Source organism: Corynebacterium pilosum DSM 20521 = CIP 103422, from assembly GCF_000373805.1.
In the GTDB taxonomy this organism is placed as follows: Bacteria; Actinomycetota; Actinomycetes; order Mycobacteriales; family Mycobacteriaceae; genus Corynebacterium; species Corynebacterium pilosum.
Window position 1 is genome coordinate 31534 of the sequence record NZ_KB892443.1, and the last position, 20796, is coordinate 52329.

The window sequence follows — 20796 nt, forward strand, 5'->3', positions numbered from 1 at the left end:
TGTTGTTAAGTCCTACCTTAAACGGTTCCGGGCGCGCTCGTGGGCACTTGGCGCGCGCGTGACGACGATCCGTCGTACCCTAAGACACATGATCGTCTCACTACTGATAACCGTGGAGGGCTCCAAGCCCGAAATGTCACGGCTGATTAACGTGGATGACTCGATTCACCTGGGGGAACTAGCAAACGTTATTGAAGCTGCCTTCGGTTTTTCGGGCATGGCCACGCACATGTACATGGACTCCACCGGTCCCACCCGCAACGTGTACGCGACCTCACCCGCGGAAGGTGAAATCGCGGAACACACCGTCACGGTGGCCGATATTGGCCCAACCACCTTCGTGTATGACACGAGCGCGAACTGGAACATGGCCGTCGAGCCGCTGGGGGAATCCGAAATCGACGGGCCAACGCCGTTACTCGTGGACGCGCTTGGCCCCGACGTGGTGGAGGCCAGCGGCAGCCCCGCCATGATGACGCGCTTCCACCACGAAGCCCGGCGCCTCACCGCGGGCCTTGTGCCCAACATGGAAGTAGCACCGCTGCTGCTGAGCTTCCTGCCGGTGATGAGCCCGGAACGCATCCTGCAAAGGCTGACCAGCGCCGACCACGTCACCATCTCTGAGCGCATCGCCTATGTCGCCGAGGAATTGCAGATCGATTCCCTCTCGCGTGCGGCCCAGGATCCGCGCGCCAACATGCTTGCCGACGAGTTCGAACTCTTCCTGGACAGCCGCCCTGAGCTGCAGCAGATCATCAACCTGGACCCGCACCCGGAACATAATCCGACGTTGGTGCAGGCCATCGCCGAATTCTTCTCCGACGCCCTCATCGAAGACGAGGGCGACGACCCGATGCAGCACAACCTGACCGTGATCCTGGACTATGTTTCCGACGGCGTGCAGCTGGACGAACACGGCCAATTGCGCATGGAGGATGTGCGCGCCATCGCCGCCAACCTGGGCCTGCGCGGTAACCACGTCGAGGAGCACGCCGGCCCCGTCCGCGCTTTGCGCCAGGTGCTCACCATCGCCGGGGTGATCCAGGAAAAGGCGCACGAAGTCCGCTTGTCGCCGCTGGGCCAGGCGCTTATCGACGACACCCCGGCACTTGTCGACCACCTCGTGGAGGAGCTGCCCCAAGCCTTTCCACAGGCCGAGTGGCCCAGCGTATTGATGTGGCTGACCGCCAGCTCAGGCGCCCAAACGCTGCTGCGCGCCTCTACCCCGATGCCCACGGATGTGGAACGCGCCGCCGACGTCTTCGTCGGCTTGGGCGTGCTTGAGCCGACCAACGGGCTGACCATGACGGGAGCCGGGCAGCGCTTCCTGGCACAGCTGCTAGAACGGCATGCCGATGAGGTATAGCCCGATCGCCCCGAGAAAGACCATGCCCGCCGTCATCGCGAAGACGGGCCGCACGTTCGGTTCGGTGGATTCGCGCTGGATGCCCTGGGCCTCGACGAAGTAGCGGCGGCGCTGCGTGACGACGATGACCAGCGACAACACCGCCAGCAGCCCGATGGCCACGTAGACCACGGCCGCGTAGTGCCACGCCCAGCGCAGCAGCGTCGCCGAGCACACCAGCATCGCAAGAGAGGTGCGCGACCACGACAAGCTGGTGCGCTCCGGCTGCAGGCCCAGGTCCGTAATGGGGATCTGCGCATCCTTCACCCGGGACGGGAATTCGCGAGGCAGCCTCACAGCAACGCCGCCAACACAACGATGGCAGCCACAAAAATCCCCACGCCTAAAACCGGGGCGATCGCCGGGACCGGCAGCGGCTTCCCGTGGCGCATGGCGCGCTCCACGCGAACCCAGCGGATTGCCGCGCCCAAGGCGATCAGCATCCCGATCACGATGATCACCACCGCCGCGACGCGTCGCAGTCCCTCGTCGATACTGGGCATCTCAAACGCCTCCAGCGCGATACCACCAGCAAGGAACGCCAACGACGTTCGCGTCCACGCCAAAAACGTCCGCTCATTCGCCAAGGTGAAGCGCGGATCTGGCTCCTCACCGTCCGGGAACACCGCGCGCGCTAATGCGCCGCGCTCGTCCCGGGGCTCGTCCTGAGAATCCTTCATGGCCCCTATTCTATGACCGCCGCCCGCACCCATTGCGCCATGTCAACAGCAAAGGGCAGCACAGCAATCATGCCCACCGCCACGATGAAGCCAATACACATGGTCACAGCCTTCGTCGGCACGCGCGACGCGATCCACGCCCCGAGCAACGCGCCCAACGTATTGAAGATGAGGTCATCAATATCGCTATAGCCGCGCGCGAACACAAACTGGGCGACCTCGATGGCCAGGCTGAGTACAAAACCGGTAAGGGTCGCAGTGAGGATCGGCCGACGGGGACGCAGCGCGATGACCAGCAAGAACCCCACGGGGACGAATAAACCAATATTGCCCACCAGGTTAAGCACCGGACCCCACCAAATATATGGATCCACGAAACCCTGCAGCGGGATCAAGCGAATTTCACGTCGCTGGTGCACGTCCGCATCCCACAGCCCGGGCAGGGAGACGCTGGACTTCAGCAGCGTAAAACTGGCCACCACAAGAGCCCAGAACACTCCCGTGATCAGGGCGAGGACACGATGACGTTGAGTTTTGGTGGACACAGCCCCACACTGTACGCGTATTTTGCACAGAGCCGCTAGGGTCACTAGGCTCGGAACAATGACCGAGACCACCCTGTTTCTTGACCTCGAGGGCACCGAACCGCCCGTCCAACAAACGATCACCGTCCCGACCGACCTCAGCCCAAGCCAGCTGCAGCGCGTACTCAGCCCGCTGTTCGAACTCGTCGAGGCGGACTTCCGCTTCACGCTCGAGCCCGGCGGCGACGAGATGGAATCTCTGTCCGAGGCGCTAACAAGCCCCGGCGCGGTCTTCTACTTCGAGCAGGGCGACGCGCGTGTCTCCGTCGCCGTGCAGGGCGAGATGGGCCTTTTCGACGTGCTCGCGCAGGGTTATCCGCGCCTGGCCCCCATCATTGAGGCCGCTGACCTTAGCCGTTACGCCGAGCTTTCATCTGAGATGCGTGCGCGTATCGACGAGCAACTCGACACAACTCTGCGCCCTGTTCTTGAGGAACTCCAGGCGGGCCCCATTGAGTACCCGAAGGTGCCGGTGGGTTCGACGTTGCAGACCGTGCCGCTGGAGCGTGGCTTTACTGAGGAGGGCGAGCCGGAGCGGGCGGCCTCGTCTTTAGTGAAGCTGATGACGGATATGCGTCTGGCCCGCTTCGACACTGACGCGCTGTATTTCACTGAGCGCGGCGAGGACTGCCTGGCTGACTCTTCCGAATACTTGCAGTGGGTGGACCGCAACTTCCCGTATGCCTTTAACTCCACCCACCAGATCGAGGCTGTCATCAGTGCCTTGTTCGCGCTGGTCGGAGCTTCTGTTGTGGCAGGCCATCTGGGCGTGGGTGTGAGCGATTTTGATAACGCCTACTCTCAGGTGATCCACGATATGACCGGCGGCCACGTCACCCCCACCAGCTCCTTGAACAAGGACCTGCGTGGGCTGCTCGGTTTGGAGAAGATCAATGCGCTGTCCGGGGCGGTACAGCCTACTGAGGTGGGCAAGCATCTGATTGGTTGGCTGCTGACTCGCCTCTAGGTGCCCTATCGTGGGGGCATGACACAGACACTCCTAGTTACTGACAACGGACCACAGCTGATCGACACTTCCGCGGAGCACGCCGGCGAGGGCGACACCCTGATGAACGTCACCCATTCCTCCGTGAACTATAAGGATGGCATGGCGCTGGCCGGGAACAAGGGCGTGGTGCGCACCTTACCTTTGGTGCCGGGCATCGATGCGGTGGGAACCGTGGTGGACTCCCCCACGCTTGAGGCCGGCACCCTGGTCACGGTCAACGGCCATGGCATCGGCGAGCGCCGCCACGGCGGTTATACCCCGCAGATGAGAATCGACGCGAAGTACGTCACCCCGGTCCCTGACACTTTCGATGCGTGGACCGCCGCCGCGATAGGCACCGCCGGGTACACCGCTGCGCTGTGCGTGCTGGCCCTCGGCGAGGTCGACGGCCCCGTGCTGGTCACCGGCGCTACCGGTGGCGTGGGTTCGGTCGCTGTGCAGCTGCTCGCCTCCCGTGGGGTGGAGGTCGTGGCGGCTACCGGGCGTATCGACGAACACAGTGACTGGCTGCGCGAATTGGGTGCGGCTGAGATTATTGACCGCGCTGAATTCATGGAGGCCAGCAAGCCTCTGCAGAAGGCGAGGTTTACTGGGGCGGTGGACACGCTGGGCTCTACCCCACTGGCGAATGTGTTGGCGCAGGTGACCTGGGGCGGCACCGTGGCAGCGTGCGGCATGGCCGCAGGTGCCGATCTCCCCGCCAGCGTCCTACCCTTCATCTTGCGTGGCGTGAACCTGGCCGGGGTGAACTCGGTGGACGCACCCGCCGAGCTGCGGGAAGAAGCGTGGGCGCTGCTGGCCCAAGACCTTGACGTGGCGAAGCTGCGCGACCATACCCGGACGGTGGATCTTGAAGGTGCCATCGAGACTGGCGCCGCACTGCTGTCCGGCACTGGTAGCGGCCGCACCGTCGTTGAAGTGCAGGACGTTGCATCTGAATAATAAAGTGCAATGCGCTGGGTCTCTGCCGTAGCTTTAGCGTAGACCGCTAAGTCTACTATTAACAAAAACGCGGTAGACCCCTCAGTCTACTTGTATCGTGAAAGGTGCACCATGACGACAGCACATTCGACGGATTCGCCTGGGTCCCCCGCGGACCCCGCTTCGTCGTCGCCTGCGACTTCGCAACCGGATTCGCATGGCAAATTCTCACTCAGCGAGGACTGGACAGCAACGATCGCCGGCCTCGCACTTCTTATCGCTTGCCTTGCAGGGATCGTCCCTAACATCGGAGAGTGGTTCTAATGTCACACGTCACAACACAGAACACCTCCCCCGACACAACGCAGGCCACCGAGCACTCTGACCAGGAATCGGCCAAGGCCCACCCGCTGTGGACCCTGGCCGGCCTAATACTTGTCTTCGGCCTTGCGATTTTAGTTTCGGTGCTTGTATCCCGCGTACCCGAATGGACCGCGGACACCTGGTTCGGCACCTTCGCCAAGAGCATCGAGTTCCCGATTTATGCCATCATCCTTGGCTTCGCCGTCAACGGCATCCTCTCGCTTCTCGGCTGGTCCGAGAAGATGGCCGCCGCCTTCCGGGCCGAGCTGTTCATTAAGACCGGCCTAGTCCTGCTGGGCTCAACCGTGAACCTGGGCGTGATCGCGTCGGCCGCCGCCCCTGCGGTGATCCAGGCGCTGCTATTGATCGCCACGGTCTTCATGCTGACCTGGTGGTTCGCAGGTCTGCTCGGGGTGGACAACCACCTGCGCGCACTGCTTGCCTCCGCGTTATCCATCTGTGGCGTCTCCGCCGCCGTCGCCGCGGCAGGCGCTGTGAACGCGCGCAAGGAGCAGCTCGCTTATACCGCGGGCTTGGTGATCGTTTTCGCCGTACCTTCCATTTTCCTCTTGCCATGGCTTGCCGGGGTGCTTGGGCTCTCGGCTCCGGTGACCGGCGCGTGGATCGGCGGCAATATCGACACCACGGCGGCTGTCACCGCCGCCGGCGCCGTGGCTGGCGAGGAAGTGCTGCAGTACGCAGCGATCGTGAAGATGACGCAGAACGCACTGATCGGTTTCGTCGCCGTCGCACTGTCCCTCTACTTCACCATGAAGGTGGACCGCAGCGCGACGACCGCCAAACCAAGCTGGGGCGAAGTGTGGACCCGCTTCCCCAAGTTCGTCCTGGGCTTCATCGCAGCGTCACTGCTGGTGACCATCCTCGCGGCCGCATTCCCCGCAGCCGCTGATGGTGGCTGGCTGGACTCCGGACTAGACGCCGCGAAGTCACTGCAAACCTTCCTGTTCACGTTGGCGTTCGTGTCCATCGGTTTGGAATTCCGCTTCAGTTCCCTGCGCGAAGCCGGGTGGAAGCCCCTGCTGGTATTCACCTTCGGCACCGCCGTGAACCTGCTGGTCGGCCTTGCGCTCAGCTGGGTTCTGTTCGGCGTGGTCTTCGCCGGGCTGTTTAACTGACCCAGCGCCCGGGCCTACTTCACCACCAGGTTGACCATCCGGCCTGGGACCACAATCACCTTCACGATGTTGCCGTCGCCGACGAATTCGACAACCTTCTCGTCGCCACGCGCGGCCGCCTCAATCTCATCCTTCGAGGCATCGGTAGCCACCTCAATGTGGGAGCGCACCTTGCCATTGATCTGGACGGGAAGCTCCACGGAATCGTCGACAAGCCACTTCTCCTCAAAGGTGGGGAAAGGCTCCAACGTAATCGTGTCCGTGTTGCCCAGACGCTCCCAAAGCTCCTCTGCGATGTGCGGGGCTAGCGGGGAGACCATCTGCACCAGCGGAACAACCGCGGCCTGCGGCACAGCATTCGGGTACGTCTTGGTCAGGTAGTTGACGTACTCAATGAGCTTCGCCACCACGGTGTTGTCGCGCAGGTTCTCATAGTCATCGATCACACCCGCGATGGTGCGGTGCAGCTGCTTATTGTCATCATCGGTCAGCTCTTCGTCAGAGGCCAACAGTTCGCCGGTCTCTTCGTCGATAAGCAAACGCCACAAACGCTGCAGGAAGCGGTACGCGCCGACGACATCCTTCGTCGCCCACGGGCGTGAGGTGTCCAGCGGGCCCATCGACATCTCATAGACGCGCAGGGTGTCCGCGCCGAACTCATCGGCGATCTCATCTGGGCTCACCGAGTTCTTCAGTGACTTGCCCATCTTGCCGTACTCCTGGGTGACTTCCTCGCCCTGGTAGTAGAACTTGCCGTCGCGCTCCTCCACCTCGGTGGCGGGCACGTACACGCCGCGCGCATCGGTGTAGGCGTAGGCCTGGATATAGCCCTGGTTGTACAGACGGCGGTAGGGCTCCTTCGAAGTCACATGGCCCAAGTCATAGAGGACCTTGTGCCAGAACCGGGAGTAGAGCAGGTGCAGCACGGCGTGCTCGACACCGCCGACGTACAGGTCGACGCCGCCGGGATCGTTCTCACCGCGCGGGCCGGTCCAGTAGCGCTCATTCTCGATGTCAACGAAAGCCTCATCGTTCGTCGGATCGATATAACGCAGCTGGTACCAGGACGAACCCGCCCACTGCGGCATCACGTTGGTGTCGCGCTTGTACTGCTTCGGGCCGTCGCCCAGATCCAGGGTGACGTTGACCCACTCCGTGGCCTTGGCCAGCGGCGGGGAAGGTTCGGAATCGATATCGTCCGGGTCGAGGCTGACTGGCTTGTAGTCCTCGACCTCCGGCAGCTCGACCGGCAGCATCGACTCGGGCAGCGGGTGCGCATGGCCTTCCTCGTCGTAGACGATCGGGAAAGGCTCGCCCCAGTAACGCTGGCGGGCAAACAGCCAGTCGCGCAGCTTGTACTGAATCTTCTCCTCGCCAGCGCCTTCGGCAACCAGCCAGTCGATGGTGGTGGAGATCGCCTCCTCCTTGCCCTGGCCGTTGAGGTCCAGCCCGCGGTCATTGGCCGAGTTGATGTGGGCCGCGTCCTCGGTGAAGGCGGTCTCGGAGATGTCGCCATCTAGGACAGCGATGATCGGCAGCTCAAACTCCGTGGCGAACTCATAGTCGCGCTCGTCGTGAGCCGGCACCGCCATAATCGCGCCGGTGCCGTAGCCGGTGAGCACGTAGTCCGCGATGAAGATAGGCACCTGCTCACCCGAGACGGGGTTCGTGGCGAACGTGCCCAGGAAAACGCCAGTCTTTTCCTTGTTCTCCTGGCGCTCCAGGTCCGACTTCGCCGCGATATCGCGCAGGTACTTCTGCACGGCTTCTGCCGGGGTCTCGCACCCGTAGGTCCACTTCGGGTTCGTGCCCTCAGGGAATTCGCTGGCGGTCAGCGCCGCGACAAGCTCGTGCTCCGGTGCCAAAGAAACATAGGTAGCGCCGAACAGGGTATCGGCACGGGTGGTAAACACGCGGATGGTGTGTTCCTCGCCGCTACCAGGGGAAACAGCCGTGAACCCGACCTCCGCGCCACGCGAACGGCCAATCCAATTACGCTGCATCGCCTTGACCTTCTCCGGCCAATCCAACAGCTCCAAATCATCCAACAGACGATCCGAGTACGCCGTAATCCGCATCATCCACTGACGCAGACGCTTCCTAAACACCGGGAAATTGCCACGCTCAGACTTACCGTCCGCCGTGACTTCCTCATTCGCCAACACCGTGCCCAGCCCCGGGCACCAGTTCACCATCGACTCACTCAGGTACACCAGGCGGAACTCGTCGACAGCCGCGCGCTGCTCATCAGCACTTAACGACGAGTACTCACGCCCGTCTTTCGTGGTGCGAGCACCGGAGGATAATTCGTCGATAAGCTCCGCGATGGGGCGTGCTTTCTGCTGCTCCTCATCGAACCAGGCGTTGTAAATCTGCAGGAAAATCCACTGGGTCCATTTGTAGAACTCCGGATCCGTCGTCGCCACCGCGCGGCGCTTATCGTGGCCGAGGCCCAGGGAGCCCAGCTGACGCTCCATGTTCTCGATATTGGCCATGGTGGTTGTGCGCGGGTGCGTGCCCGTCTGGATCGCGTACTGCTCGGCCGGCAAGCCGAAAGCGTCATAACCCAGCGTGTGCAGGACATTCTTGCCCCGCATGCGGTGGTAGCGCGCGAACACGTCCGTGGCGATATAACCAAGCGGATGACCCACGTGCAGACCCGCGCCCGAAGGGTACGGGAACATGTCCTGCACATTGAGCTTTTCCTTCGGCAGCTCACCGCCTGTGGCAAGATCGCCGACCGGGTTCGGGGCGTGGAAAGTGCCGTGGTCAGCCCAGTACTTTTGCCACTTCGTTTCGATCGTATTCGCCAGCTCCGCCGAGTAGCGGAAGGCGGGTCCCTGTTGCGCGTTCGTCATGGTTGAACAGTGTAGTAGACCCTCCGGACATAAGCGGGTGCAGGGCGTTGAGTTAGCAGGGGCTGGCGTAATTATCCGCTGTCATCTTGGATTTGCTCCTCAATCGCCCCTAACGCGCGGCCCACTGCGTAACGCAGCGCTTCTGCCCCGGCGTAGTTGAGCTCCGGCGGCGCACCATTGACCTGACTCGGCTCCTGTAGGCCCCACATGTCGCGCAACGCGTTAGCGCGCACGGGAATGGTTTCTGCCTCAGTGCCCATCGGGGGCAGTTCAGGATTCGTGCTCAGCGTGATGTCGAGCATGCCCACCGGCGTATCGATCATCTCCGCGGCCGTCTCCCGGCCAATCAACGAGGCCATCGCGTCCATCAACGCCACCGTCACCTCATCAGGCGAATAACCCGCAATCAACTCCTTCAACACATAATCCAAGAACAGCTCCGGGCGCTCAAGGGCCTCCTCCCCCTCCCTGGTCAGGCTGTACACGGAGTAGTGGGTGGGATCATGAATCAGCTGCGCGCTTTCCAAACAATCCACCGCAGTACTAATCAGGACGAGCTCCGGGGATTCCACAATGTCCATCCCAAGGTCTAGGAGCATCGTCGTTAAGCGCGGATCAATGTCGTCTTCGGGGACTTCGGGCACCTCAATCTCACCGTCCGCGAAGACCGCCAGAGCTGTGCGTAGCCGGGGCGCGATCGCGTCTGTCACAACATCGGATAGCTCCGGGGTGTCCACCTGGTGTGGTTCCACGAGGGACTCGTCGTAAAGCGTGCGGAATGTAGGGCTGACATGACACATCGCCTCGACGAAAGAACGCGGGACTGGGGTTAAAATGGGCTCGGCGAGCCCTGCCAGCTCATTGTGGATGAAGGCGGCCGGGAGCGGGAGGGTGTTACTGCTGCTGAGCAGGCTGGGGAATTGGACCTCGGAGGCGATGCGTTCGCGCAGAGTCACCGTGATCCGCGATGCGCGCGGTGGTTGAAAAGCGGCCGTGATCTGGTGCTTTTCGACGAAAACATCTTCCAAGATAGCGTACGGATCCTGCTCAATCTCCGGCGCGAAGAGAAGCTCGCCGGGCCAATCATGGACGATCTGAACTGCTTCGTGCAGATCTTCTATCGTCCAGGAGGAGTCCACTAGGATCACGCTCGGATCTCCCCCGCCATCCTGCTGAATTTCCAGAACCAGGCCCGCCATTCGCTTCTCCTTTGGTTGGGATTCCAGCCCCAAGCGTAGAACAAGTGCGACCGCGAGACAGGGCTTTTTGCCTGCTGCGATGCGTCCTCGGGGGTAGCCGAAAGGAACCTCTTTCACACCCGCGTGCGACGAACGTGCCAATGTGTGCCACAATTGGCCCCAGTCGCGGTTTTATTGCACAGTGTTTAATTTGGTTTACTCGCTCGCAGGAAATTTTTACGCGGGCCCTACTGATGATTCGAGTGAGTCGTCCCAGTGGAGTTCAAACGACTCGCCCATCAGTGAAGCATGCTGATGTGCGTACACCATCGCAAGAAATAGGTATATGTATGGCACAGGGTACTGTGAAATGGTTCAACGGCGACAAGGGCTACGGCTTCATCGCTCCTAACGACGGGTCCGACGATCTGTTCGTGCACTTCTCCGAGATCCAGGGCAGCGGCTTCCGCAACCTGGAAGAAGGCCAGAGCGTAGGGTTCGAGGTCGGCGAAGGCGCCAAGGGCCCACAGGCACAGCAGGTCCGCGCACTGTAGTTCACTGCAGTAAGCACTTAACCGCTTAATCGAGACTGCCCGCACAGACTTGTTGTCTGCGCGGGCAGTTTCTTTGTGTCTGTGAATGGTGCCGTGAGGTGGGTCCAACTTCTAAGATCGACCTTATGCGTTCTATTTTTATTACAGGGGCCGCCGGCGGAATCGGCCTGGCCACGGCCCGGAATTTTCTTGATGAAGGCTGGCTGGTCGGTGCTTACGACATCGCCGATGTCCCGCTCGAGCACCCGAACTTGGTCACCGGTCAGCTGGATGTAATCGATTCCGCGCAGTGGGAGGCGGCGCTTGCTGACTTCGCCAAGCACACCGGCGGCGGCATCGACGTGGTGGACAACAACGCCGGCATCATTGCTTCCGGGCCGCTTGCCGACGCCGATCCGAACCGCGTCCGTTCGCTTGTCGACGTCAACGCCGTGGGAGTCACCCTTGGAGCGCGGGCTGCACACCCGTACCTTGCGAAAACGCGCGGCACGCTGATCAACATCGCCAGCGCATCGGCGATCTTCGGGCAGCCGTCGATTGCCGTGTACTCGGCGACTAAGGCGTATGTTGGCACGCTGACGGAGGCGCTAAGCCTGGAATGGCGGGGCGACGGCATACGCGTCGTCGACGTGTGGCCACTGTGGGCAAAGACGACGCTTGCCGACGTCGACGCGGCCAGCGTCCGCCGCCTCGGAGTAAACATCACCCCGGAGCAGGTCGCCGACACCGTCTTCACCGCCGCGACTGCGACCGGCCGATGGAACCGCGGGAAGCTGCACTATGGGGTCTCTACCTTGGACAAGATTCTTTACGTCGCCGGCAAGATCGCGCCGGACCGGCTGCGCCGGCTGGTCACCCGCATCCTGGCAGGGTGAGAGGGCTGTTGGGCGACCGAAATCCACGTCATTTTAAGTCATACTTTGAATGTGCAACGCGATTTGCACTTTCCTGAACAGTGCATTTCCAATGATGGCCCCTCATTAGAAATTCCTCATTGGACATTTGCAATGAGGAATTCCAACTTCCCCAATGATGATTGGGAGTTTTGGTTCGAGACTCTCCGCTGCAGGGCTTGCGGGGAGACCAGCGCGCAGGGGGCAATCCCTGGGCATTCTTGCGCCAGGTCCCCTCCCTTACGACCAGGCACTTTAAAATGGATCGGTGCAAGATGGCGCCATCTCGCACCGCTGCGTTACAAAGCTGCAGGTCGTCGCACACCCCACCTGGTGCAGGGTGGCTGCACCTATGGCAAGCTTTGAGCACTCACGCTACCAGGACCGGGCGGCCTCCGACTCTAAATCTTCACGAAGGGAGTAAGTTGTTTTCCTACTACCCTGACCGCCGTTCATACGTACAATTTTGCGTTCTAATAACGGTGCCAAGGCGTAACGCACCTGCCCATCTGAAAGCTTGGTAATTTCTTGCAGCTCGCGGACCGTGAACTCACCATCCGCCAAAACTGCGAAAACTGTGGGGACGTTTTTACCCAGAGCTGCAAGATCGCTAAAGCTTTCATTGTTTGGCTTACTGACTTCCTCATCAGTGTTCGCAAGACGGATGATCTCGTTTTCACGCTCTATCAGCCCAGTGCGACTGAGTGAGTCCAGCATTGTGGCACATGATTTTTCACTCATCAGCAGGTAGATCTGAAGAATCTTGGCAATCGACAACGGACCATGCGAGCGAAGAGTGACCAACAGATCTTCGGAAGTTGGATCAAGTTCAATGCCTAGGCCCGCCAGCCAGGCATCCTCCTCTGGGGTAAAACGGGAGCCTCGTCGGAAAATCACCGTAAAATCTACTCCCGTGTTGATGAACCGCGGTTTGGGCAGACGCGCTTCCCTGGCAGAGACCAAGATCTCCTGAATTCCCCCGCCTTCCCCCTCGATGACTCTCCCGCCGTCGGGCATCCGGATGTACCTGGCGATTTCGTACAACCGCTGATTCACCGCAGCCTTAGTAAGCGTTCTACTTTCCAGCTGATCAAGTGACAGGCCACGAAGTCCACCGGGATTTTTGACGATAAGAGCATGGTCAGTGATGCGAATTTCTACCTTCTTCCCCACGTCCAGCGATGGGCCGAGGTCGCGGTGCACCAATGCATTAGCAAGGACCTCGCGAATGGCTGTTGGTGGGAACTCGGGGGTATCAACCAGGTTCCCTTGACTGTTATATTTGCTGGTCGTCGATGAATTTCGTCGAATCCAGTTCATGCCCTCTTCTAGCATCGCTGGCAGTGGCCCCTCGATTTCAGTGAGATTACGATTTCTCCCGCCGCCTTCTTCCCTACTGAGGCGGACAGCCGCGGTCGCCCCTAGGGCAGGTTCCGTCGATTGGGGGAGAAATCCAAGGGCATAAAGACCTGCCAAGCGAAGATTTCCCTCTGAATCGCACACGTTTGTCATTTGTAACAGGCGATCGTCATCATCAATTTTGGATATACGCGTTCGAGATTGACGGATCGTGGAGACGTAATTCTGTAGAACCTCTTGGTCTAAGACAGCCGTATCAGTGCCGGGCAAAATCTTGAAGTCAAACTCTGGCTGTTCACTCTCCGTCAGCGCTGACAACGCGAGCATGCGCAGGTCATTAGGGTTCATTACATAGTCCCCGTCCGCTTGCCTCAAGTACGGGATACCTTCGAAACGGGCAGGCTTTGCTGCCGGCAGCAGTGGGACTACTTCCACGATCACCACGTCTTTACTGTCTACGGGAATGTGAAAGAAACGCAGCTGTGGCGCAGGGTCTACAGCGTTACGGTTGACGCTGACGATGCTCTTCTCAAGTTTAGACGGGTTATCTACACCCGTCACTGCAAAACCTTGTCGCTCACTGACACCCAGAACAATGATTCCTTCTTGTGGCATATTGGCGAAAGCGCACAACGTTTCTCCTAGACGGTCAGGCACGCCACCAGCCGCTTCTCTACACTCCACCAGCGTTGTGTCATCCCCGAAGGCTCTAAGTTTAGCGATCAGGTCGGTTAATCGCGCATGATCTCAAGTCATAGTTTAAAAGTTTAACATAGTTTTACACTTTCCTGACCAGCTGATTCCCAATGATGGAACCTCATTGGAAAATCCTCATTGGACATTTGCAATGAGCCATTCCAACTTTCCCAATGATGATTGGGAGTTTTGTCTTAAGGCTTTCTTTCATAGGAGATTGGTGCGAGCAAGCGGCGACCCCTTGGACACTACAGGGCAATCTTGCACCAGGTCCCCTCCCCAACGACCAGGTGCTTTAAAATGGATCGGTGCAGAATGGCGCCATCTCGCACCGATCCGTTGCAAATCTGCAGGTCGTCGCACACCCCACCTGGTGCAAGATGGCTGCTTCTTTAAAAGATCCATTCAAACCGACGAATTTGAGGAATCAGACTAGTAGCACTCCGTCAATTCTGCGACAAACTCGGCTGGTGCACCCTGGTCAAGCCAGTAACCATGGTCATAGCACCACGCGCCACTATCAAGCTCGCCCTGATGTTCCAGTCGTGTCCACTGGGAGCCATCCCACCTGACAGAAACCCTGTGATCCGTTTGCCACTTAGCCGCGTGAGCCCACTGCCCATCACAGTAAGGAACCACCGTTTCGGTCGGGCCCTCCAGGTTAAAGGCGCCCGGATCACATGGACCCAAGTTTGGTTCGGGCTCTTCTGACGTCGGCTCCTCTGCGCTCTCCTCGCTGGACGAGCTATCTGAGCTGGTCGTTTCCTCCGAGGTGACTGTTGAAGTCTCCAAGGTAGGTTCCGCAAGCGTTTCCGGCTCGTCGTTCGCCTCGTCACATCCAGCTAGCGTCAGGGGCAGGATTACAGTCGCAGCTAGGATTAGTCGTTTCATGTGCTGTATTTTAACTGGGAAAGCACTGAAGTGTTCGCTTTCTGCAAAAAGCTTTTAGTTGGGCCACTGTTAGCAGCTACATCATCTGGTTCGAGCACTGCTGCGTCCACCCAGAGGTGCCATCGGTAAAGAACGTGGTGCCGGTTTCGTGGATACTCGGGTCACCGCATGATGCAATCTGCTTGTCCAGCGGGTGCGGTGCAACTTGGCCGGGCGCTTCTGTAAAGCCGATCACCGGCTCTTGTTGCGGGGCAGGTGCTGGCGCAGGGGCCGGAGCTTGGGTTGGGGCGGGCGCTCGAGTGGGAGCAGGGGGCTGCGAGGCCGCGGGTGCAGGTTCGTCGATGCTTTCCGCCGGCTGACCAGACTCGTTGCTCTTTGCACCGCCTTCGTCGGCCGGTATGGCAATCTTCACCTTGTCACCATCGGCGACCTCAAAATGGACCAAGTCAGCGTTGTCACGTACCGGCAAGTATGCTGTACCGGTGGCCGAATAGCCGGGGAATTCGTCCATCAAATTGAGGTAACTGTCGGCTCCATCGCAGTGTATTTCTGTGTCGGCCCGACTAATTTCGCCATCGGTCGTCGATACGCTCCAAGGCATCGTGCGGAAAGGCGAAGTGAAGTCTGCGTCTGCGTCTTCTGGCATCGACGCGGTGAATTCAAGGGCAACGAAGCGGCCAGGCTCGGCGCCCTCATAGGTTGCGCAGGTCGCTTGTGCATTGATGGAAACAATGTCAACTGTCATGCAGCTCGTCGAATCCAACGTTGAACAGGGGACTTCGAAACTATCTCCTTCGCCCAGCACCGCATTCTCGCGAACCGAAGTCGACGACGCGCTGGATGTCGAGGACTCTTCAGCGGTCGGCTCAGGTGAGCTCTCCGAATTCGTACAGCCTGCGGTGCCTAGGGCCAACGCGGCAAGAGCAACAATGAGCTTTTTCATGGTTTCGAGCATCCTTGATGTTGAAAAATTCAAACTATCGTCTCAGAAAACATTACCGCAGAAACTGTCGTCGAAAAGCGAGTTCCCGGTCAGCACATTGGGCCGAAGGTTCAGGTCGGCGCCGCTTCTACTTTTCGATAGAATTTGAGCGACCTTGGTAGTGTCAAGACCTATCCAGAACCGTCGTGGCCTCGCTATAGGGGTTGTGCACCAGCTACTCTAAATACGTTGATGTTTGAACAGTAGGGCAGGAAATGCGTAAGGACCTAGTAACCGAAGGCGTTCAGCACCTTCTCGACGCCATTATCAGCGGTGAGTTCCAGCCGGGTAACGCGCTCCCCAACGAAATCAAGCTTGCAGAGTATCTCAACGTATCCCGCCCAACGATGCGGGAAATTGTTCGCACTCTAGCGAACCGGGGCGTTCTTGAGGTCGTCCACGGCCGGGGGACTTTTGTCACCGATCAGGATCGGTGGACCGATGTGCAGACCGTGGTGTATGCCCTGTCGCAGCAACTCGATAACAAGCAAGTTGGCATGTATCTTACGCAGTTGCGTCGCATGATCGAGGTGGGATCCGCCGGCCTCGCCGCACAGAATGCAACCCAAGAAGAAATAGAAATTATGCAAGACAGCCTGCGCCGCTACATCGAAGCAGATGCGGCCGACGATGCAGAAAAGGCTAACATCGCAGACGTAGATTTCCACGACGCTATTCTCGACGCTTCGGGCAATCCGTTCGTCCGCGCTATGGTCATGCCTCTCAAAGGTGCCCTTGCTCATTCCAGGATTGAGACGAACTCAATATCTGAAATTCGCGCTCGCGCGATTCAGCATCACACCAACATTCTTCACGCAATCGAGACTGGGGACGCGGAGGGGGCAAAAAATGCGATGCGCGGACATATGAGCCAGACCTTCGACGATATCAGCGCGTTCATCGACGGTTCAGACCCTTATCGTCCCCCACTTCACTAACCCCGGTAATTGCTTTAAGTGGGCTTTTACCTGTTTTAATACCCCCGCCATTTACATTTCCACTCCCTTATCGCTAACTTTGACCTAAGTCCTCAGAGGTCTGGCAACAGAGGTCTGGGGTTAGGCGACACACTTGACAGAAAGGGAATGGAAAATGCCATATTCTCTCGAACAGCTAACCGAAGGGATGCTTGCACCTGTTGCTTGTGCTGCGAGCGGAGTTCCGCGACGACCAGACACATTGATCGTTCTCGACGATGACCCAACTGGCACTCAATCGGTTGCGAATCTTCCCGTCCTCACACGCTGGGAACCTGAAGATTTGCGGTGGGCACTGGGCCAAGACACGCCGGCGATCTACATCATGACCAATTCGCGGTCCCTGTCCTCTGCTGATGCGGAGCAAATCAACCGCGACGTAGCCCGCGCGGCATTAGAAGCCGCAGGCAACCGCGCCCTCACCTTCGTCTCTCGGTCCGATTCCACTTTGCGTGGACATTTCCCACTTGAACCCGACACCTTGGCCGATGTCGCCAGCGCCGCCGGACAAGATATTGATGGCTATCTGATCGTCCCAGCCTTTGGGGATGCGGGGCGCATCACGGTCAATGGCGTCCACTATGCCGGCAATGACACCGATGGCTTCACCCCCGTGGCAGAAACCGAGTTCGCCCAGGACGCCACTTTTGGCTATTCGCACTCCCGCCTCGCGAAATGGGTGGAGGAGAAAACCCAGGGAGCAACCCCCGCTGACCACGTCATCGAGATTTCCTTGAATGATCTCCGGGGTGGGACTGCGCTAGAAAAACTTCAAAGCGCGCAAAACCGTCAACCAATTGCCGTCGACATCGTCACCGAAGATGATTTACGCCTCCTCGCCATTGCTCTCCACGAAGCCGAAGAAGCTGGTAAGAATTTCATTTACCGTGTTGGGCCACCATTCGTCCGCGCCATCATCGGCCAAGATATCCCGTCTGTCGTTGACGCTGCTGCACTCACCAGCGCCGGGGTAACAAAGGACCACGTCAAGGGCGGGTTGATCGTCGTTGGCTCGCACGTTCCGACGACCACCCGTCAGCTCAACGCACTGTTAGAGAGGAATGTCGCCCAGGTCCGCGAACTCAATGTCCACGAGGTTCTCGAGGAACCAGAGCAGTACACAGAGATGCTTGCCGACGATATCGCGCAGACTTTGAAATCGGGCAATGTCATTCTCCACACATCACGCGAATTGGTCACCGGCAAGGATAAGGACGATTCTCTGCGCATTGCACGCGAAGTATCGAATTCCCTGGTCTCCACCGTGAACAAGATGATTCACCAAGTGACCCCGAAATTTGTCGTGGCCAAGGGCGGCATCACGTCCTCCGACACTGCATCGAAGGGCCTAGAGATGACGCGGGCGACTGTCGTTGGCCCTATGCAGCCCGGAATCATCAGCCTGTGGAAGTCGGAGGATGGGCCGGCTAAGGGCGTCCCGTACATCGTATTCGCAGGAAACGTAGGCAACGACGAGTCGCTTATCGACGTTGTCACTCGACTCACTGAACACAACTAACCCTCAAAGGAGTTTTCACCATGACTAACACTGTCACTGTCATCGGCCTAGGCGCGATGGGACTGCCAATGGCCACTAACCTTGCTCAGGATTTCAAGGTCAATGGCGTCGATATCGCTGAAGCCCGGCTCGCACTGGCGAAAGCCGCTGGAATTTCCACCTTTTCAAATTCTCAAGAGGCGGTAGCTGAAGCAGATGTCGTCCTCTTGGCCGTGCGAAACCAACAGCAGCTCAATGACGTTCTGTTCGGGAAATTAGGCATCTCCCACATGATGAAGGAAGGTGCCGCGATCCTGCTCACCTCCACCGTCGGCATCGCGGCAGTCGTTGAAGCGGCGCAGCGATTGAAATCCGACAACATCGAGATTATCGATGCTCCAGTCTCCGGCGGCCCAGTTCGCGCTGGCGAAGGTGACCTTCTCGTCACCGTTGGCGCATATCCGGAAGTGGTTGATAAGTTCCGCGATGTCCTTGAGAAAATGGCCGGTAACTTGGTGATCGTTGGGGATGAGCCCGGCAAGGGCCAGGCCATGAAGACCGTTAACCAGCTTCTGTGCGGCGTACATATCGCAGCGGCTGGCGAAGCCATGGCATTGGCGGGAAAGCTCGGCCTCGACCAAAAGGCAGCCCTCGATGCTTTGATGAGTGGCGCCGCTTCGTCGTTCATGCTGGGTGATCGCGGTAAACGCATGCTGGAGGCGTACACCGACGAGGGGGCTGAGGTGAAGTCACGCGTCGATATCTTCGTCAAGGACATGGGAATTGTGACTGCCGCCGCGAAAGACGCAGGAATTGCAGTTCCTGTTGCTGCAGCCGCCGAGCAACAGTACCTCCAGGGACTTGCCCGCGGAATGGGAGCTGACGACGATTCGTCGATCATCCGAGTGGTGTCCCCCTCCGACCCGACGCGGGAAGTATAAGCTGCCATGACCGGTGTATCACTTCTGTTTTTGGGAATCGCCGCGGTCGCGCTTCTCCTCGTACTAGTCATTTGGGTGCGCTTGCCAGCATTCGTGGCATTGCTTCTGGTGTCAATGGTGACGGCCGCTGCTTCTGGCATCCCACTGTCTGAGGCTGTTGAGTCTGTCACCAAGGGCGTTGGGGGCACTCTGGGTAGTGTGGCCATCGTCGTCGGCCTGGGCGCGATGCTGGGCAAGATCATCGAAGAGTCCGGTGGCGCGCAGTCACTTGCCACATATTTCACGGACAAGTTGGGGCGTGCCCGGATCCCGGTGGCCATTACGATCGCCGCATTTATTCTTGGCATCCCCGTCTTCTTTGATGTCGGCTTCATCATCCTGGCACCAATCGTCTTCGGTTTCGCGGTAGTCGCCGGAATCAATCCGCTAAAGATTGGTTTGCCGGTGGCGGCGACCTTGTTGACCGTCCACGTCGTGCTACCACCGCACCCTGGCCCAGTGGCTGTGGCCGAGCTGCTCACCGAGGATGTGGGGCTACTTCTCACCCTGGCGCTGCCCATCGCGGCTGTTACTGCCGTCATCGGCTACTTCTTTTCGCGGAAGATCAGCGTGGATAAGATCGCGCGTGTCTCATCGCCTGCAGAGTCCGATGAATCCCGCGAGTTTCCCAATCCACCCTCACCATGGCTGGTCATCGGCCTGATCTTGCTGCCGATCCTGATCATCATGGTGGGTACGACCGGGCAGATGCTTACCGACGAAGGGACCACCCTTAACACGTTCGTGTCCTTCTTCGGGTCCTCACCAGTTGCCCTGCTGATCTCTGTGATCGTGGCCTGGATTCTGATTGGACGCCAGCAGAAGTGGAGCAACCAAAAGGCCACGGACATCCTCGATTCGGCACTGCCGGCGGTCGCGGTGATCATCTTCGTGACTGGTGCTGGCGGTGGCTTTGCCAACGTCCTCGTGGAGTCCGGAATCGGCTCCGTTCTGTCTGAACTATTGCTTTCGACGGGTCTCCCACTGATCCTGATGGGTTTCTTGCTCACTGCCGCGCTGCGCGCTGCCCAGGGTTCAGCCACGGTGGCACTGTTGACCACAGCCGGGTTACTCGCCCAGCCCATCGCCGATGCAGGCCTGTCCAGCATCGAGGCGACTCTGATCATGGTGGCAATCGGATTTGGTGGCTTGGGCCTGTCCCACATCAATGACTCTGGTTTCTGGATTGTCACCAAGTACCTGGGCCTGAACGTGAAACAAGGCCTGAAGTACTGGACGTCACTAACGACGATTTACGGTGTCATCGGATTCCTGATCACCTGGGGTGTTTACGCGCTGGTGTAAACCGCTCTTTCTCATCGGGCCAACCGTTGTTGAACTCCACGGAGCGGAAGGAGAGCGACATGTAAACCACACGTCGCTCTCCTTTTATGTGTCTGGGTCAGGGAAGCACTACCCGGCAACTTCGTTGATCTTCTTGATGCGCGAGGTAATGTCCACGATCTGGCTGGTCTCGAACAGGTCAGTCAGCGGGTAGGCATCAAAGGGCGGTTCCCAAATACTGCTGATCTCAATGCCACCCTGGCTACAAATCACGTCTACCTGAACCGTCACGGGTTTCTTGCCGCCTTCCGATAAGGAAGGATCACCAGCATGAAAAAGTCCTACGACCCCGAGTTCAAGACCCGGGCCGTCCGGATGGTCCAGCAGCACCGCGAGGACTACCGATCACTGACCGCCACCTGCACCGCCATCGGCAGCGAGCTCGGGGTATCCCGGGAAACCCTGCGCAACTGGGTCCGGCAGGCCGAGGTCGACGCCGGCACCGCCCCCGGTGTCACCACCGAGGAAAACGAGGAAATGGCCCGGCT

Annotated in this window: 20 protein-coding genes; 12 read left to right on the forward strand and 8 right to left on the reverse strand. The window is 59.2% G+C overall.

Translation table 11 applies throughout. The features are described 5' to 3' along the window. Nucleotides 1–88 precede the first annotated feature (88 nt). Complete coding sequence (locus B097_RS0103815) at nt 89–1366, forward strand: plasmid pRiA4b ORF-3 family protein (RefSeq protein WP_018581224.1); 1278 nt, start codon at nt 89–91, stop codon at nt 1364–1366. On the opposite strand, the gene B097_RS0103820 is transcribed toward B097_RS0103815, so the two are convergent. The 3 genes from B097_RS0103820 to B097_RS0103830 are packed head-to-tail and all read right to left on the reverse strand — an operon-like array spanning nt 1340 to nt 2630. Then, nucleotides 1340–1702, reverse strand: a complete 363-nt coding sequence (locus tag B097_RS0103820) for a DUF202 domain-containing protein (RefSeq protein WP_237559254.1) — start codon at nt 1700–1702, stop codon at nt 1340–1342. The two genes, B097_RS0103815 and B097_RS0103820, sit on opposite strands and share 27 nt — an antisense overlap. Further along, complete coding sequence (locus tag B097_RS0103825; protein ID WP_018581226.1) at nt 1699–2085, reverse strand: YidH family protein; 387 nt, start codon at nt 2083–2085, stop codon at nt 1699–1701. Before B097_RS0103825 ends, B097_RS0103820 begins: the two co-directional genes overlap by 4 nt. A gap of 5 nt (nt 2086–2090) precedes the next feature. After that, entirely contained in the window at nt 2091–2630 is a 540-nt protein-coding gene (locus B097_RS0103830) for a VanZ family protein (protein WP_018581227.1), read from the reverse strand. Between the two features lie 58 nt (nt 2631–2688). Between B097_RS0103830 and B097_RS13550 the strand changes: the two genes are divergently transcribed. The 4 genes from B097_RS13550 (at nt 2689) to B097_RS0103845 (ending at nt 6098) form a co-directional block, all read left to right on the forward strand. Then, nucleotides 2689–3636, forward strand: coding sequence for a hypothetical protein (locus B097_RS13550; protein WP_018581228.1), 948 nt, complete (start codon nt 2689–2691; stop codon nt 3634–3636). Between the two features lie 18 nt (nt 3637–3654). Beyond that, nucleotides 3655–4620, forward strand: a complete 966-nt coding sequence (locus tag B097_RS0103840) for an MDR family oxidoreductase (RefSeq protein ID WP_018581229.1) — start codon at nt 3655–3657, stop codon at nt 4618–4620. A gap of 111 nt (nt 4621–4731) precedes the next feature. After that, entirely contained in the window at nt 4732–4923 is a 192-nt protein-coding gene (locus tag B097_RS13245; RefSeq protein ID WP_081618002.1) for a hypothetical protein, read from the forward strand. Further along, entirely contained in the window at nt 4923–6098 is a 1176-nt protein-coding gene (locus B097_RS0103845) for a YeiH family protein (RefSeq protein ID WP_018581230.1), read from the forward strand. The genes B097_RS13245 and B097_RS0103845 overlap by 1 nt, the downstream gene beginning before the upstream one ends. 14 nt (nt 6099–6112) lie before the next feature. Here B097_RS0103845 and leuS read toward each other — a convergent pair whose 3' ends face one another. After that, complete coding sequence (gene leuS / locus B097_RS0103850; RefSeq protein ID WP_018581231.1) at nt 6113–8956, reverse strand: leucine--tRNA ligase; 2844 nt, start codon at nt 8954–8956, stop codon at nt 6113–6115. A gap of 71 nt (nt 8957–9027) precedes the next feature. Next, nucleotides 9028–10155: a hypothetical protein gene (locus B097_RS0103855; RefSeq protein ID WP_018581232.1), complete on the reverse strand. Its 1128-nt coding sequence runs from the start codon at nt 10153–10155 to the stop codon at nt 9028–9030. A 329-nt stretch (nt 10156–10484) separates the two neighbouring features. Here B097_RS0103855 and B097_RS0103860 point away from each other — a divergent pair, with 329 nt between their 5' ends. Together B097_RS0103860 and B097_RS0103865 are read left to right on the forward strand one after the other, a co-directional pair. Further along, complete coding sequence (locus tag B097_RS0103860; RefSeq protein WP_018581233.1) at nt 10485–10688, forward strand: cold-shock protein; 204 nt, start codon at nt 10485–10487, stop codon at nt 10686–10688. Between the two features lie 125 nt (nt 10689–10813). Continuing rightward, complete coding sequence (locus B097_RS0103865) at nt 10814–11563, forward strand: SDR family oxidoreductase (RefSeq protein ID WP_018581234.1); 750 nt, start codon at nt 10814–10816, stop codon at nt 11561–11563. A 393-nt stretch (nt 11564–11956) separates the two neighbouring features. Here the strand turns inward: B097_RS0103865 and B097_RS0103870 are convergent, their stop codons facing one another. Further along, on the reverse strand, nt 11957–13666 hold the full coding sequence (locus B097_RS0103870; protein ID WP_048402590.1) for an RNA/DNA-binding domain-containing protein: 1710 nt from the start codon (nt 13664–13666) through the stop codon (nt 11957–11959). Between the two features lie 937 nt (nt 13667–14603). Beyond that, nucleotides 14604–15470: a hypothetical protein gene (locus B097_RS0103880; RefSeq protein ID WP_026254288.1), complete on the reverse strand. Its 867-nt coding sequence runs from the start codon at nt 15468–15470 to the stop codon at nt 14604–14606. A gap of 254 nt (nt 15471–15724) precedes the next feature. Here B097_RS0103880 and B097_RS0103885 point away from each other — a divergent pair, with 254 nt between their 5' ends. The 4 genes from B097_RS0103885 to B097_RS0103900 all read left to right on the forward strand — a co-directional run bounded on the left by B097_RS0103885 (nt 15725) and on the right by B097_RS0103900 (nt 20269). Beyond that, nucleotides 15725–16447 (forward strand): FadR/GntR family transcriptional regulator, encoded by a 723-nt coding sequence (locus B097_RS0103885; RefSeq protein ID WP_018581239.1) that lies wholly within the window; start codon nt 15725–15727, stop codon nt 16445–16447. Nucleotides 16448–16601: 154 nt separating this feature from the next. Beyond that, complete coding sequence (locus B097_RS0103890; RefSeq protein WP_026254289.1) at nt 16602–18005, forward strand: four-carbon acid sugar kinase family protein; 1404 nt, start codon at nt 16602–16604, stop codon at nt 18003–18005. A gap of 20 nt (nt 18006–18025) precedes the next feature. Further along, complete coding sequence (locus tag B097_RS0103895) at nt 18026–18925, forward strand: NAD(P)-dependent oxidoreductase (RefSeq protein WP_018581241.1); 900 nt, start codon at nt 18026–18028, stop codon at nt 18923–18925. Nucleotides 18926–18931: 6 nt separating this feature from the next. After that, nucleotides 18932–20269 carry a GntP family transporter gene (locus tag B097_RS0103900; protein WP_018581242.1) on the forward strand — a complete coding sequence of 446 codons (1338 nt, stop codon included), beginning with the start codon at nt 18932–18934 and terminating at the stop codon, nt 20267–20269. Nucleotides 20270–20377: 108 nt separating this feature from the next. Here the strand turns inward: B097_RS0103900 and B097_RS13465 are convergent, their stop codons facing one another. Next, nucleotides 20378–20539: a hypothetical protein gene (locus tag B097_RS13465; protein ID WP_018581243.1), complete on the reverse strand. Its 162-nt coding sequence runs from the start codon at nt 20537–20539 to the stop codon at nt 20378–20380. Nucleotides 20540–20578: 39 nt separating this feature from the next. Here B097_RS13465 and B097_RS12425 point away from each other — a divergent pair. Continuing rightward, nucleotides 20579–20796: transposase (locus B097_RS12425; RefSeq protein ID WP_018581244.1), on the forward strand; the 218-nt coding region annotated here is incomplete at its 3' end.